Origin of the sequence: Allobosea sp. MMO-172 (assembly GCF_037147855.1) — a bacterium.
Taxonomy (GTDB): domain Bacteria; phylum Pseudomonadota; class Alphaproteobacteria; order Rhizobiales; family Beijerinckiaceae; genus Allobosea.
This window is the reverse complement of sequence record NZ_JBBCUM010000014.1, coordinates 1-14,216: the sequence shown is the minus strand read 5'-3', so window position 1 is coordinate 14,216 and position 14,216 is coordinate 1. Positions and strand designations below refer to the sequence as shown.

17 protein-coding genes are annotated in these 14,216 nt (G+C 66.8%); 5 read left to right on the top strand and 12 right to left on the bottom strand.

Annotation, left to right across the window (positions count from 1 at the left end; all coding sequences use genetic code 11):
- Positions 1 to 89: 89 nt before the first annotated feature.
- Positions 90 to 674: a GNAT family N-acetyltransferase gene (locus WFK61_RS19355; protein WP_336813719.1), complete on the top strand. Its 585-nt coding sequence runs from the start codon at positions 90 to 92 to the stop codon at positions 672 to 674.
- Positions 675 to 689: 15 nt separating this feature from the next.
- Here WFK61_RS19355 and WFK61_RS19350 read toward each other — a convergent pair whose 3' ends face one another.
- Positions 690 to 1,679: an alpha/beta hydrolase gene (locus WFK61_RS19350; protein WP_336813718.1), complete on the bottom strand. Its 990-nt coding sequence runs from the start codon at positions 1,677 to 1,679 to the stop codon at positions 690 to 692.
- Positions 1,680 to 1,892: 213 nt separating this feature from the next.
- Between WFK61_RS19350 and WFK61_RS19345 the strand changes: the two genes are divergently transcribed.
- The 3 genes from WFK61_RS19345 to WFK61_RS19335 all read left to right on the top strand — a co-directional run bounded on the left by WFK61_RS19345 (position 1,893) and on the right by WFK61_RS19335 (position 5,342).
- Entirely contained in the window at positions 1,893 to 3,539 is a 1,647-nt protein-coding gene (locus WFK61_RS19345) for a methyl-accepting chemotaxis protein (RefSeq protein ID WP_336813717.1), read from the top strand.
- A gap of 81 nt (positions 3,540 to 3,620) precedes the next feature.
- Positions 3,621 to 4,712: an ATP-dependent DNA helicase gene (locus WFK61_RS19340; protein WP_336813716.1), complete on the top strand. Its 1,092-nt coding sequence runs from the start codon at positions 3,621 to 3,623 to the stop codon at positions 4,710 to 4,712.
- Between the two features lie 213 nt (positions 4,713 to 4,925).
- On the top strand, positions 4,926 to 5,342 hold the full coding sequence (locus WFK61_RS19335; RefSeq protein WP_336813715.1) for a DUF1801 domain-containing protein: 417 nt from the start codon (positions 4,926 to 4,928) through the stop codon (positions 5,340 to 5,342).
- A 90-nt stretch (positions 5,343 to 5,432) separates the two neighbouring features.
- On the opposite strand, the gene leuD is transcribed toward WFK61_RS19335, so the two are convergent.
- The 10 genes from leuD to rplS form a co-directional block, all read right to left on the bottom strand.
- Positions 5,433 to 6,035: a 3-isopropylmalate dehydratase small subunit gene (leuD, locus tag WFK61_RS19330; protein WP_336813714.1), complete on the bottom strand. Its 603-nt coding sequence runs from the start codon at positions 6,033 to 6,035 to the stop codon at positions 5,433 to 5,435.
- Between the two features lie 30 nt (positions 6,036 to 6,065).
- Positions 6,066 to 6,836, bottom strand: a complete 771-nt coding sequence (locus tag WFK61_RS19325; protein ID WP_336813713.1) for an RDD family protein — start codon at positions 6,834 to 6,836, stop codon at positions 6,066 to 6,068.
- A gap of 2 nt (positions 6,837 to 6,838) precedes the next feature.
- On the bottom strand, positions 6,839 to 7,285 hold the full coding sequence (locus WFK61_RS19320) for a metallopeptidase family protein (RefSeq protein ID WP_336813712.1): 447 nt from the start codon (positions 7,283 to 7,285) through the stop codon (positions 6,839 to 6,841).
- On the bottom strand, positions 7,285 to 7,530 hold the full coding sequence (locus tag WFK61_RS19315; protein WP_336813711.1) for a hypothetical protein: 246 nt from the start codon (positions 7,528 to 7,530) through the stop codon (positions 7,285 to 7,287). Before WFK61_RS19315 ends, WFK61_RS19320 begins: the two co-directional genes overlap by 1 nt.
- Positions 7,531 to 7,553: 23 nt before the next feature.
- Entirely contained in the window at positions 7,554 to 8,972 is a 1,419-nt protein-coding gene (gene leuC, locus WFK61_RS19310; RefSeq protein ID WP_336813710.1) for a 3-isopropylmalate dehydratase large subunit, read from the bottom strand.
- A gap of 109 nt (positions 8,973 to 9,081) precedes the next feature.
- On the bottom strand, positions 9,082 to 9,234 hold the full coding sequence (locus WFK61_RS19305; protein WP_156134498.1) for a hypothetical protein: 153 nt from the start codon (positions 9,232 to 9,234) through the stop codon (positions 9,082 to 9,084).
- 79 nt (positions 9,235 to 9,313) lie between these two features.
- Positions 9,314 to 10,357 carry an HlyD family secretion protein gene (locus tag WFK61_RS19300; protein WP_336813709.1) on the bottom strand — a complete coding sequence of 348 codons (1,044 nt, stop codon included), beginning with the start codon at positions 10,355 to 10,357 and terminating at the stop codon, positions 9,314 to 9,316.
- 5 nt (positions 10,358 to 10,362) lie between these two features.
- Complete coding sequence (locus WFK61_RS19295; protein WP_442896339.1) at positions 10,363 to 11,931, bottom strand: MFS transporter; 1,569 nt, start codon at positions 11,929 to 11,931, stop codon at positions 10,363 to 10,365.
- A gap of 56 nt (positions 11,932 to 11,987) precedes the next feature.
- Positions 11,988 to 12,437 carry a MarR family winged helix-turn-helix transcriptional regulator gene (locus WFK61_RS19290; RefSeq protein ID WP_336813707.1) on the bottom strand — a complete coding sequence of 150 codons (450 nt, stop codon included), beginning with the start codon at positions 12,435 to 12,437 and terminating at the stop codon, positions 11,988 to 11,990.
- A gap of 176 nt (positions 12,438 to 12,613) precedes the next feature.
- Positions 12,614 to 13,009, bottom strand: coding sequence for a 50S ribosomal protein L19 (gene rplS, locus WFK61_RS19285; protein ID WP_047575147.1), 396 nt, complete (start codon positions 13,007 to 13,009; stop codon positions 12,614 to 12,616).
- Between the two features lie 176 nt (positions 13,010 to 13,185).
- On the opposite strand from rplS, the gene WFK61_RS19280 reads away from it, so the two are divergent.
- Positions 13,186 to 13,974: an SDR family NAD(P)-dependent oxidoreductase gene (locus tag WFK61_RS19280; RefSeq protein ID WP_336813706.1), complete on the top strand. Its 789-nt coding sequence runs from the start codon at positions 13,186 to 13,188 to the stop codon at positions 13,972 to 13,974.
- A 21-nt stretch (positions 13,975 to 13,995) separates the two neighbouring features.
- On the opposite strand, the gene WFK61_RS19275 is transcribed toward WFK61_RS19280, so the two are convergent.
- Positions 13,996 to 14,216: hypothetical protein (locus WFK61_RS19275; protein ID WP_336813705.1), on the bottom strand; the 221-nt coding region annotated here is incomplete at its 5' end.

Below are 14,216 nucleotides of genomic sequence, written 5' to 3'. Positions count from 1 at the left end.
GCGCTGGCCTCCGACAGTGTCGCGTAGTGATCTGCCGATCTTGATGGCCTGTCCAGATGCTCCGCCTTGCTGCGGATCGGGAGATGGGGATGGACCAGACGGGGTTTGTCGTGGAGCCGCTGACGCCGGACCGCTGGGGCGATCTGGAGGAGCTCTTCGGCCCGCAAGGCCCGCGCTATGGTTGCTGGTGCAACCATTTCCGCATGCCACAGCGCTTGCGCAAGCCGTTGCTCGGTGAGGGCGCGCGGCAGCTCTTCGAGGATCGCGTGAAGAAGGGGCCGCCGCCCGGCGTGCTCGCCTATACCGAGGGCAAGCCCGTCGGCTGGCTGCAGGTTGGCCCGCGCGCCGACATCCCCGAATGGAACAATCCACGCCGCGCCTCGACGCCGCTGCCGGATGCGCCGGCCGAGGATCAAGGCAACTGGGCAGCGTCCTGCTTCTTCGTGCGCCGGGGCTTTCGTGGCAAGGGCGTTACCGGCGCGCTGCTCGACGGGGCGGTGGTCTTCGCCCGGAAGAGCGGCGCGAGGTTGATTGAGGCCGCGGCCATGGACAACGAGGACAAGCGCAGCGCCGAGGGCCTCTATGTCGGGCCGGAAAGCGTTTTCCTGCGCGCGGGCTTCGCCGAGGTCGCCCGGCAGAAGCCGGGTCGGCCGCTGCTCAGGCTGGTATTGTGACCGCGCAGGCGGCGGTCAGCGCGAGAGGCCATTCAGGAAGGCCGTCAGCCGCTCCAGCGCCTGCTTCCCTTCCGGGCGGCCGAGATCGAACTGGTATTCATGCGGCAGCTTCGGCTCGGTCTCGGGCGGGAAGAACAGGGTGTCGACCCTGACGCCGCGATCGCGCAGGGCCTGCGCCATCACCACGGATTGCGGTGCAAGTGCATCGCCGTTGCCGACCGAGATGAAACTCGGGGGGTAGGCTTCCGTGACATAGCGCGGCACCGCGGCTTCCGTGATGCGTTCGCTGTCGAAGGGATTCGAAGTGCCGAAATAGGCCAGGAGCACGGAGCGGACGAAGCCGCCGAAGGGGCCGGTCAAGTCGAAGCCCGTCGGGTCGAAGGCGCCGGAGAACAGGACGGTGCCGCGCAGGCTTGCGGGCGCGACAGCCGGCTTCAGGCCGAGCAGCTCGGCATAGTCCTTCCCCGTCAAGGCAGCGGCGAGCTGGGAGGCGATATGCGCACCGGCCGAATCGCCGGCCAGCACGATGCGCGTGGGGTCGAGGCCGAGGCGCTGGCCTTCGCGCTGCAGGAAGCCGAGCGCGGCGTTCGCCTGGAGCACGGGGCCGGGGTAGGGAGCGGTTGGCGCACGCGTATAGCCGATGGCGACGGTCGCGAAGCCGCGCCCGGCCAGAATCTTGAGATAGGGCGCCACATCCTGCCGGTCGCCGGCTACGAAGGCGCCGCCATGGATCCAGACGACGACCGGGCGGCCCGGCTTGGCGCCGTCAGCCGGAAGATAGATGTCGAGCTTCTCGTCCTCGGCACTGCCGTAAGCGATGTTGCGCTGCTCGCGGATGCCGGCCGGGACATGCGGGGCGAGCGCGGCCGTGGTCTTCGATGCGCCATAGCTGAAGGCGAGGCGCGTCAGCAGGGCCGAGGGCCAGGGCGACAGCACGAAGGCGGCATAGCCGATGAAGGCAAGGCCCAGGCAGAGCAGGAGGATTCGTTTGGCGCGGCGTCTCATGGCGTGAAGCTAGGCCGGCCCGCGATCCCTCGCAATCTCGCCTGAGCAGGCCTCGCGCGGTGGTTCGGGCAATGATTGTGTATCCGGCTAAGATATTGATATCGTTGCGTCATCCTGCTTCGCGTTAACTCCCTGTTCGCTCGCCTCTGTCAAAGGAGCGGGGACTACGAGACCGAGGCTACGATGCGGCGACTGGGACTGACGGCGAAGATCATGATTTTCTTCGCGCTCCTGGGCCTCGCCGGGGCGCTCGGCCTCGCCAGCGCCTTGCGCGGTTTCGACGAGGCGCGGCGTATCGATGCCGGCGCCTTCTCGGATATCCGCCTCGCCGGCAGTGCCTCGCTTCTGTCCAGCCGGATCGCGGCCACCGCGCTGCTCAGCCGGGTCGAGGCGGATAGCGCTCCCCGGGATATCGAGGCGATGCTCGGCAAGCTCGATGCCGCCATCGATCTGGTCGATGCGGCACGCGCTCACCTGATCTCCGCCCTGCCGAAGAACCTGCTTGAGGCCAATCCGACGCTCGATGCGCGGATCAAGACCTTCATCGCCTTCCAGCATGGCATCGTCGATATCGGCCAGCGCGTCTCGGCCAAGGCTGCCCTGCTGGAGGCAGGCGCCGAGGACGCGCGCGCCAATGTCGACGAGATCGTCGCGACGACGGCCGCGCTGCGCGACCAGCTCGCGAAGCGGGCCAGCGATGCGTCCCTGCGCGCCGCCGCACGGGCCGAGGCGGTCCGCTTCCGGACGCTTCTCTTCGCGGTCCTTCTGCCACTGGGAGGCGGGCTTCTCGCGCTCCTGATGCTACGCAGTCAGTTGACGCGTCCCTTGCGCAACCTGATGGGGGCGATCCGGCAGGCCGTGGCGTCGGACCAGGTGATCGACGTGCCGCATCGCGAGCGGGCCGACGAGATCGGCCAACTTGCCCGCGTCGTGCGCCAGCTCAGCGAGATCAGGGCGACGCTGGTGACGCGCGAGAGCGAAGCCGATGACGCGCGGCGTCTCGAACAGCTCCGCAATGCCGAGCTTGCCGGGATCGCCGACGAATTCGAGGCGCGGCTCGGCGTGCTGCTCGGCGAGATCGGCCGGGCGAGCGAGGTGCTGCGCATGGCGCTGCAGGATGCCGCGGTTCGCGTGCACCAGATCTCCCGGAGCACCGAGACGGCGGCGGCTTCCGTCGATGGCGCGGGGATCGATGCGCGGCGCTCCAGCGAGGCGGCGCTGCGGCTGGATTTCGTCCTCGGCCAGATCAATGCCGAGGTCCGGCGCGTGTCGGAAATGGCGACCGACGCGACCCGCGAGGCTGCTGGTACCCATGCGCTGGTGACGCGCTTGACCGAGAACGCCGCGCAGATCCGCGATGTCGTGGGCATCATCGATGCGGTCGCGCGCCAGACCAACCTGCTCGCGCTCAATGCGACGATCGAGGCTGCACGTGCCGGCACCCATGGCCGCGGCTTCGCGGTGGTCGCCGCCGAGGTGAAGACGCTCGCCAATCAGGCGTCGGACGCGGCCGGGCGAATCGTCAGCCGGATCGCGCAGGCCGACGAGGCCTTGTCCCACGCGGCCGACGCGGTGTCCGCGATCGGCGCCAGCGTCGCGGCTGTCGAGCAGACCGGCACCGAGATCGCGAGCATGGTCGGGTCGCATGTCGAGTTGCTGGGCTCGCTCGGCGAGACGGTGGCGCGCATTTCGGACGTGACCGGCACGGCGGCGCTGGCGATGGGCGAGATCGCCGCCGCCAATCTCCAGACCGTCGGCCAGGCCGATACAGGGGCGGAGAGCGCGCGCGAGCTCGATCAGCGGATCAACGCTCTGCAGGCCGAAGCCGAGGCCTTCGTCAGGCGATTGCGCGCCGCCTGAGCGGTTCCGGCATCGCCGGGCTTGCCTCGCGGGCCGACTCGGCCCCATCTGCGCCATGCCCTTTTCGACGATGGTCCCGCGATGAGCTGGTCGCCCCAGCAGGATATGGCTTTGACCGCCGTGGCGCGCTGGCTGCAATCCGGCGAGCCGCAGCTTTTCCGCATGTTCGGCTATGCCGGCACCGGCAAGACGACGCTCGCGCGCCATATCGCCGAGGCGGTCGATGGTGACGTCGTCTTCGCCGCCTATACCGGCAAGGCTGCGCTCGTGCTGCGCAACAAGGGCTGCCATGGCGCGCAGACGATCCATTCGCTGATCTATCGCTCCCGCGGCGTCGACGAGGAAAGCCCGATCTTCGCGCTCAACCGCGACAGCGCCGCAGCCAAGGCGAAGCTGATCATCATCGACGAGTGCTCGATGGTCGACGAGGAGCTGGGTCGCGACCTGCTGTCCTTCGGCACGCCGGTGCTGGTGCTGGGCGACCCCGCGCAGTTGCCTCCGGTCAAGGGCGGCGGCTTCTTCACCGAGCAGGAGCCCGATGTCATGCTGACCGAGGTGCACCGGCAGGCGGCGGACAACCCGATCGTGCGGATGTCGATGATCGTGCGCGAGGGCGGGCAGCTCGAACTCGGCGAATACGGCCCGAGCCGCGTGATCCGGCGCCATGAGATCAATCCCGAGATCGTCATGGGTGCCGATCAGGTGCTGGTCGGCATGAACAAGACGCGGCGCAACTACAATGCCCGCATCCGCCAGCTGATGGGCCGCACCGACAACAGCCCCGTCGCCGGCGAGAAACTGGTCTGCCTGCGCAACGACAAGAGCAAGGGCCTGCTCAATGGCGGCTCCTGGATCGTGCAGGAGATCAAGACCTCGAAGAAGGGGTTGATCACCATGCGCGTCACGCCGGAGGACGATGCCGGCGGCAAGGCGGTGAAGGTCTCCGTGCTGCCGAACTTCTTCGATGGCACCGAGGAGGAGGTGCCGTGGGAGCTGCGCAAGCATACCGACGAGTTCACCTTCGGCTATGCCCTGACCGTGCATAAGTCGCAGGGCTCGCAATGGGACGATGTCGTGCTCTTCGACGAGAGCTTCGCCTTTCGCGAGCATCGGGCACGCTGGCTTTATACCGGCCTGACGCGCGCGGCCGAGGCGATCACGGTCGTGGTTTAGGTTCGGCTGTTGGACTCTGGCGACACGATTGTCATTCCGGGGCTTCGCGTAGCGAAGAACCCGGAACCCACGACTGGGCGAGCGAGCTGAGAAGAGGCATCGGATGTCTCACCCGGTCGTGGCTTCCGGGTTCGCGCCTTCGGCGCGCCCCGGAATGACAAGGTTAGTTCTGCTCACGCTGCCGAAGTGAACATCGGAAGGGGCCCGTATATCATGGCGAAGGACGAGGTTCAGGACCCGGCGGCTTCCGCGCTCATCGACGCGAAGATCGCCGCGCTCATCGACGCGAAGATCGCCGCGCTCACCGACTGGCGTGGTGCGACGCTGGCACGGATGCGCGCGCTGATCCGTGAGGCCGATCCCGACGTGGTCGAGGAGGTGAAGTGGCGCGGCGTGCCGGTCTGGTCCCATGGCGGCATCATCTGCACCGGCGAGACCTACAAGAGCGTGGTCAAGCTGACCTTCATGAAGGGCGCCTTGCTGGCCGATCCGGCCGGCCTGTTCAACGCCAGCCTGGAGGGCAATGCCCGCCGCGCCATCGATATCCGCGAGGGCGAAGTGGTGGACGAGGATGCCTTCAAGGCGCTGATCGAGGCTGCGGTCGCGCTGAACGCATCCCGGCGAGGCTGAGGCGGCCGGTTCCCGGATAGGAAAAAGGGCCGCGGATGCGGCCCTTTTCTGTGTCTGCCGCTTTGCAGAGCGGCGTCCGGGAGGATGCTCTCAAGCCCAGGCGCGCTGCTTCAGCTTTTCCTCGTAAGCGTCGATCTTCGTGCCCTTCTCCATGGTCAGGCCGATATCGTCGAGGCCGTTGAGCAGGCAGTGCTTGCGGAACGGGTCGATCTCGAACTTGATCTCGCCGCCATCCGGGCCCTTGATCGTCTGCTTCTCGAGGTCGATCGTCAGCGTCGCGTTGGAGCCGCGCTCGGCATCGTCGAACAGCATGTCGAGCTGTTCGGGCGTGACCTTGATCGGCAGGATGCCGTTCTTGAAGCAGTTATTGTAGAAGATGTCGGCGAAGCTGGTGGAGATCACGCAGCGGATGCCGAAATCGAGCAGCGCCCAGGGCGCGTGCTCGCGCGACGAGCCACAGCCGAAATTGTCGCCGGCGACGAGGATCTCGGCCTTGCGATAGGCCGGCTGGTTCAGCACGAAATCGGGGTTCTCCGAGCCGTCGTCCTTGTAGCGCATCTCCGAGAACAGCGCGGTGCCGAGGCCCGTGCGCTTGATCGTCTTCAGGTACTGCTTGGGGATGATCATGTCGGTGTCGACATTGACCACCTTCATGGGGGCGGGCGTCGAGGTCAGGGTGGTGAAGGGCTGCATGCTGCGGTTCCTTGTCGATATTGAAAAAATTCAGACGGAAGGCGAGGAGACCCGGATGATGCGGGTTCCGGCCCAGATGTCGTGAAGCGGTGCTCGCGGCAGCGAGAGCTTGAGAGCGAAGGGGCGCCACCAAGACAGATAGAGCGTCAGCGCGATCAGCAGGGCCGGGAACATCAGCCAGGGGCTGTATCCATATGCGATGACCAGCCAGAGAGGCCCTGAAAGCACGGCGATAACCGCAAGGCCGAGCAAGGCGGCGTAGATCAAACGCAAAAGGCTTCGCTTCACGCCTGCGGGTTCGCCGCTATCCGCGACCAGGCGAATCCGAAGCAGGCGCATCGCCGGAGTTGCCTGCCAGCGCGATGCCTGGAAGCAGGCGATGGCAACAACGAAAGCGAGGTAACCGAGCCAATCGAGATAAAAGGGGCTGACGGATCTGCCCCCGTCATCGACCGGCACCGTGACGAAGACCGTGCGTGTGATGTTGTCGGCGCCCTTCTCGACACGAGCGAGACGCACGATCCGATTTGAGGAAATGCCGAAAGCACTGATGTCGCAGAACGCTGCTTGATTCCAGGCAACGCCGCTCATCATGGCGTTGCCCGCATCGAGCACGCTCTGATCCACCTTCCCGGGGCCACAACGCGATACGCTTAAGCCGAAGCCATCCAGACGAACCCTGTCGCTGTTGCTGCCGAAGAACAGTACAGTCAGCAAGACCAGGATCAGCGCGAAGGGCAGGAGATCCAGCCCGATCGCAAGGTGGCGTCGCCAGTACCAGAGTTTCTCCGTTCCCTGCATCGCTACCCGGCTGCCTGTTCGATGGCTTCCATGTCCTCGTCGGAGAAGCCGAAATGGTGGCCGATCTCGTGGACCATGACATGGGTGACGATGGCGCCCAGACTCTCGTCATGCTCGGCCCAGTAGTCGAGGATCGGCCGGCGATAGAGGTGGATGGTGTTGGGCATCTGGCCGGTCTGCGGAGCATAGCCCTGCTGCGGCAGGCCGACACCGCTGAACAGGCCGAGCAGGTCGAACGGGCTCTCCGCCTCCAGCTCCTTCAGCACGTCGTCCTCGGGAAACTCGGTGACGTTGAAGATCACGTCCGAGCAGAGCGCGCGGAATTCCTCCGGCAGGCGGTCGAAGGCGGCCTGCGCCAGAACCTCGAACGCTGCCTGCGACGGCGCCTTAACGCCGTCCCAGTCGAGCTCTGCTGTTGTCGTGACCCTGGCGTCCACGGCCTTGCCCATCACCAGATTTTCAGTTGGTAGCCGAGCCACCAGGCCAGCACGATGACGCCGAGGAGCGAGAGGGAACGGCCGATGCGCCGGCCCCAGAGCTCGACCTTGTCGCCCTCGGGCGCATCGGCGCCCGAGAAGTGATCGGCCGCCCGGCCCATGGAGGAGCCGAGCAGGCTTTCGCTGTCGCGCTTGACCCGGTCCAGCGCCGCCTTGGATTCGGCGGCGCGGCCAGCTTCGCGGGGATCGTTCGACATGGTCAGTTCCCCGCCTGCCCGCGTCAGCCCAGCGTGCGGACGTCGACGAAGCGGCCGGTGAGGGCCGCCGCCGCCGCCATGGCCGGCGAGACGAGGTGGGTGCGGCCGCGATAGCCCTGACGGCCCTCGAAATTGCGGTTCGAGGTCGAGGCGGCGCGCTGGCCGGGCTTGAGCTGGTCGGGGTTCATGCCGAGGCACATCGAGCAGCCGGGCTCGCGCCACTCGAAGCCGGCGGCGATGAAGATCTTGTCGAGACCTTCGGCCTCGGCCTGCTCCTTCACCAGGCCGGAGCCGGGAACGATCATGCCGTAGTCGAGGCTCTCATGGAGCTTCTTGCCCTCGACGATCTTCGCGACGGTGCGCAGGTCCTCGATGCGGCCATTGGTGCAGGAGCCGATCCAGATCACGTCGAGCGGGATGTCGGTGATCTTGGTGCCGGCGGTCAGGCCCATGTATTCGAGCGCACGCTTCTTCGAGGCGCGCTTGACCTCGTCGGCAATCAGCTCCGGATCCGGAACGGCGCCGGTGACCGAGATCACGTCCTCGGGGCTCGTGCCCCAGGAGACGATCGGCGGCAGGTTGGCGGCGTCGAGCCGGACGATGCGGTCGAAATGCGCGCCTTCGTCGCTGCGCAGCGTCTCCCAGTAGCGGACGGCGGCGTCCCAGGCGGCGCCCTGCGGCGCCTTCGGGCGGCCCTTCAGATAGGCGAAGGACTTCTCGTCCGGCGCGACCATGCCGGCGCGGGCGCCGCCCTCGATCGACATGTTGCAGACTGTCATGCGGCCTTCCATGGTCAGGCCGCGGATGGCCTCGCCGGCATATTCGATGACCGAGCCGGTGCCGCCGGCGGTGCCGATCTCGCCGATGATCGCAAGCGTGATGTCCTTGGCGCCGACGCCGGGAGCTGGCGTGCCGTCCACCTGGACGAGCATGTTCATCGCCTTCTTCTGGATCAGCGTCTGGGTGGCGAGCACATGCTCGACCTCCGAGGTACCGATGCCGTGGGCGAGCGCACCGAAGGCGCCATGCGTCGAGGTGTGGCTGTCACCGCAGACGATCGTGGTGCCGGGCAGGGTGAAGCCCTGTTCGGGGCCGACGATGTGGACGATGCCCTGGCGCTTGTCGAGCTCGTTGAAATACTCGACGCCGAAGTCGCGGGCGTTCTTGGCGAGCGCCTCGACCTGGATGCGGCTTTCCTCTTCGGCGATGCCCTTGGTGCGGTCGGTCGTCGGGATGTTGTGGTCGACGACGGCGAGCGTCTTTTCGGGCGCGCGGACCTTGCGGCCGGTCATGCGCAGGCCCTCGAAGGCCTGCGGGCTCGTCACCTCATGGACGAGGTGGCGGTCGATATAGAGCAGGCAGGTGCCGTCATCCTGCCGGTCGACGACATGGTCGTCGAAAATCTTGTCATAAAGCGTCTGGGGACCCTTGGTCGCAGTCATGGCTTGGTCTCGGTCTTCTGAAATCTGCTTGTGAGACTATGCGCCAGTTCGCTGGAGCCGGCGCGCAAAAACGGATCGCCTGTCGCCGGCCGCACGGAGGCGGCCGGTCTCAGGCGCCGGTAAGGCCTGCGGCAATCGAAGCGGTGAAGCGGCCGAAGAAGCGCCAGGGCAAGCGGGCATGGTCATGCAGCGCGGCAAAATCCTGCGTCGTCGGCAGGGGCGGCAGATGGCCCTCTCCCTGCACGGCGCTGAAGCGCTGCAAATGATGCTCACACGGCGACATGGCTACTGTTTAGCAGTTCCAATCAAGCGGGACAATCGATGCCGTTGCAGCCGCGCCATCAGCGCGGCGCAGAGGTGTCGACGCTGACGACAACGGACATGCCGGGCGCCAGCCGCTCGGCGAGGGGCTGGCCGGGATCGACGGCGATGCGCACCGGCACGCGCTGGGCGATCTTGATGAAGTTGCCGGTGGCGTTGTCCGGCCGGATCACGCTGAACTCGGAGCCGGCTGCCGGCGAGAAGCGCTCGATCGTCCCGGTCATGCGGGCATGGCGCAGGGCATCGACGGTGAAGCTCACCGGCTGGCCGGTGCGCATGCCGGCAAGCTGCGTTTCCTTGAAATTGGCGATGACCCAGACCTGGTTCGGCACCAGCGCCATCAATTGCGTGCCGGCCGAGACGTACTGCCCGAGCCGGGCCTGGACCTCGCCCAGCCGCCCGTCCTGCGGGGCGGTGATGCGGGTGTTGCTCAGGTCGATCTCGGCGAGATGGACCGCGGCCTCGGCGCCCTCGACCGCGGCAACCAGCGACTGGCGGTTGACGATCGCGGTCTGGACGTCCTGCCGGGCGACATCGACGGCGGCATTGGTCGCGGTGATGGAGGCGCGGGCCTGGTCGAGCGCCTGCTGGCTCTGATCGGTCGAGGTCTGGCTGACGACGCCGCGCTCGCGCAATGGCTCGATGCGGCCCCAGTTCGCCTCGGCCGTGCGCAAGGCCGCCTCGGCACTGGCGACGTTGGCGACGGCGGCGCGCAGCCGCGCTTCTGCGGCCGCACGCGATTGATCCGAATTGGCGAGCGCGGCGCGCTGGGCGGCGAGGCCGGCGCGGGCCTGCTCCAGCTTCTGGGCGAAGATGCGGTCGTCGATGCGCAGCAGCAGGTCGCCTTTCTTCACCGTGGCGAAATCCTGCACTGGGACCTCGGCGACATAGCCGGCGAGCTGCGGCGCGATGATCGTGACCTGCCCGCGCACATAGGCGTTCTCGGTTATCTCGACGGCGCTGGCGAAGGGCGGCAGCCGCCAGGCGTAGAGGATGATGCCGAGGCCGACGAGGCCGATGGCGAGCGCGACATAGGTCGAGACGGAGCGGAGGATGCGGGACATGGCGGTCAGGGAGCGGGTTGGGCGACGGGGGCTGCGGGCTTGCGCAATTGCAGATAGGCGAGGTGCGCGAGCAGGCCGGCAAGCGCGAGGCCGGCGATCGCGGAAATCAGCATGAAGGCGTCGTTATAGGCGAGGACGATGGCCTCCTGAGAGGCTCGCTGGGTGAGCAGCGTTACGCCTTCCGCCCGCAGCAGCGTCGGGTCGGTCAGGACATGGCTATAGATTCCGCCAAACTGGTTGACGCGCTGGGCGAAGAACGGGTCGGACAGGACGAAATGCTCGGCCAGCACGTTGAAGTGGAACGTGGTGCGCAAGGTGATGAAGGTTCCGAAGATGGCCGAGCCGAGCAGGCCGCCGATGCTCTGCGTGAACAGGAACACCGTGATGAAGCTGAGGATGTAGAGCGGGCCGCGCGCGATGGCGCTGCCCATGCCTTGCGCCATGGCGGCGGGCAGGAAGAGCCCGGAGCCATAGGCGACCAGCGCCTGGCTCAGCCAGATATCGTGCGGCCTCGTTTGGCTGGTGGCGCCGCTGTCGAGCCAGGCGCCGAGCGCGACGCAGGCGAGGGCCGTGCCGTAGAACCAGTTTTCCCGGCCCGGCCGCAGCAGCAGCGCGCAGGTGACGCCGCCGGCGAGAATCGCGCAGAGAATCACGCCGTAGAGCGACAGGGTCTGCTCGTTCTGGATGCCGAGCGCCTGGAAGAAATTGGAGGCGCCGACGGTCTGCTCGGCCAGCACGATGCGCATCAGCAGCAGGGCGCCGGCGAAATGCAGCGTCGTTGGGCTGGTCAGCCAGCGGATGTCGATGAGCGGACTGTCGCGGTGGAGTTCGGCGATCACCGCCAGCGTCAGGCAGATGACGGCGCAGGCGAGGAGCCAGCCCAGCCAGGGCGCCTCGAACCACCAGTAGATGCGGCCGAGGCTGAGCGCGACGGCGATCGAGCCGAAGCCGATCGCGATCAGGATGTAGCTGACGATATCGCGCGGGCCGATGCATTTGACGCGCGGCGGCGTGGTCAGGGGCAGCGCATAGACGAAGCCGAAGGCGACCATGGCGAGGCCCATCTCGAACAGGGTCAGGCCGTGGAAGCCGCCGAGATCGAGCAGCCAGGGCGAGATCAGGCGCGTCACGGGGATGCCGAGCGTCGTGTTGGTCAGCGCCAGCGAGAGGCCGACGGTGAGCTTCTTTTGCGGCGGCAACGGCTCGATCATGTAGAAGAAGGCCAGCGAGGACATCGGCGCCGCCGCCATGCCGCTCATGAACCGCACGATTACGGCCGAGGGCAGGTCGTGCACGACGGTGAGGTTCAGGAACGCGGCGAGCACGAAGCCGGCGAGGCTCATCTCGGCGAAATTGCGCAGGCCGTACTGCATCCGGATCTTGATCAGGGCGATCGAGAGCGAGACGTTCGGCGCCATATAGGCGGCGATCAGCCAGTTGGTCTCGGCGATGGTGGCGCCGAGCTCGCCCTGAATCTGGTAGACATTGGTGTTGACGAGGTTCGCGCCGATCTGCTGCGTCATCGCCAGCGTCACCGAGGCCAGCATATAGGCCAGCGCGCGCGAGCGCGGCATCGTCAGCCCGGCCGGGGGAGGCGGTGCGACAGGCGCGGCGGATGGTTCGGACGTGCTCACGGGGCGGCGCTCCGGCCTGCCGCGATATTGCGCGAGGTGCGGCGCAGGACGTCAAGCGCCGTTTCCAGCTCTTCCGGCGATATGCCCTGCAGGATGCCGGCGCGCAGTTCGGCGAGGAAATCGAGGATGTCCTGCGCCTGGGCGCGAGCGGTCTCGGTCAGGAAGACGCGGCGGGCGCGCCGGTCGCCCTCGACGGCGCGGCGTTCGATCATGCCGTTGCGCTCCAGCCCGTCGAGGAGCCGGACCAGCGTTGGCTGTTCGATGTCGAGCAGGCCGGCGAGATCGGACTGGATTGGGCCGTCCGCCTTGGCGAGTTCCATCAGCAGGCGCGCCCGCGACAGGGTCAGGCCCATGTCGCGCGCACGGTCGTCGACGAGCGTTCTCAGCTTGCGGTTGACGGCGGCAAGCTCGCCGGTGAACGCGGCCTGAAGCTGAATGAGGTCCATAGCACCAACATAGATAGCATGCTAATGATTGGCATACTTACATGTGCCTTGATTGCATATCAAGGTATGAATTGCTTATTTGATATGCGTTTTTGGAATGAAATCGCTCGGCTGACGGCACAAAAAACGCGGCCCCGAAGGACCGCGTTTCAAACTTCTCGTGCTGAGGGTTCGGCTTACTTGCCGGCGCCCTTCTGGCCCTTGGCGGGCTTGGCATCGACGCGCTCGGCGATACGGGCCGACTTGCCGCGACGATCGCGCAGGTAATAGAGCTTGGCGCGACGCACCTTGCCCTTGCGGATGACCTTGATCGAGTCGAGGTTCGGCGAGAACAGCGGGAAGACGCGCTCGACGCCCTCGCCATAGGAAATCTTGCGGACGGTGAAGCTCTGGTTGAGGCCGCCGCCGTTGCGGGCGATCACGACGCCTTCATAGGCCTGGACGCGGCTGCGCTCGCCTTCCTTGACCTTGACGTTGACCTGCACGGTGTCGCCGGGCTGGAAAGCGGGAATGGCCTTGCCTTCGCTCAGTTTGGCAATCTGCTCGGCATCGAGCTGTTCGATGATGTTCATGGGTCTCTCCATGGCCGTATTCGCGCGGAAGCGCGGGCTTTCGGCTCGCTGTTTTCAGTTGAGTGCGGGGCCATACAGGAGCGCGGCGGGTTTGTCGAGCGGCAATCCCGGCTTGTTGGCCACGCTGCCGGCATGCATAGCCTGTGCGGAAGCGACATGCCACCGGACGAGATGCCATGACCGATCCCGTTATCAAGACCGCCCTCGTGACCGGCGCCGCGCGCGGCATCGGTCTTGCCACCGCCAAGCGCTTCCTGGCCGAGGGCTGGCAGGTCGGCCTGCTCGATATCGACGGGGCCGGGCTCCAGCGGGCGGCGGCCGAGATCGCGACGCCGGAGCGCACGCTGGTGCTGACCTGCGACGTGGCGATGCCGGCGCAGCTCGAATCGGCCTTCGCCGGCATGGCCAAGCGCTTCGGGCGGCTCGATGCCCTCGTTAACAATGCCGGCACGGCGGTGTTCAAACCGCTGCTGGAAACCAGCCATGACGAGTGGCAGCGGGTGATGGCGGTGAATCTCACCGGTCCGTTCCTCGCGACGCAGCTTGCGGCGCGTGCGATGGCCGACAATGGCGGCGGCGCCGTCGTCAACATCACCTCGATCTCGGGCCTGCGCGCCTCGACGCTTCGGGTCGCCTACGGCACCTCGAAGGCGGCGCTGGCGCATCTCACCAAGCAGCAGGCGGTCGAGCTCGCGGGCCTTGGCATCCGCGTCAACGCGGTTGCGCCAGGGCCGGTCGAGACCGCGATGGCCAAGGCGGTGCACAGCCCGGAAATCCGGGCGGATTATCGCGATGCCGTGCCGCTCGGCCGCTACGGGCTGGAGGAGGAGCTGGCCGAGGCGATCTTCTTCCTCTGCTCGGATCGGTCGACCTATATCACCGGCCAGGTGCTGGCCGTCGATGGCGGCTTCGATGCGGCCGGGATCGGGCTTGCGACGCTCCGCGGCGAGCGGCGCAATCTTTGAACGTACTGCGCAAACCCGTTGTCATTCCGGGGCTTCGCGCAGCGAAGAACCCGGAACCCACGACTGGGTGAGATATTCGACGTCGGGTTGCGAACCGCTCGCCCAGTCGTGGGTTCCGGGTTCTTCGCTCTGCGAAGCCCCGGAATTGTCTGTTTGAGTTTTGGTATTGTTGTGTGGTTCCGCGGAAGCGGTATGCCTGGTCCGGCTGGCCGGCCGGACCAGGCGCGGCCCGCCGACCGTCC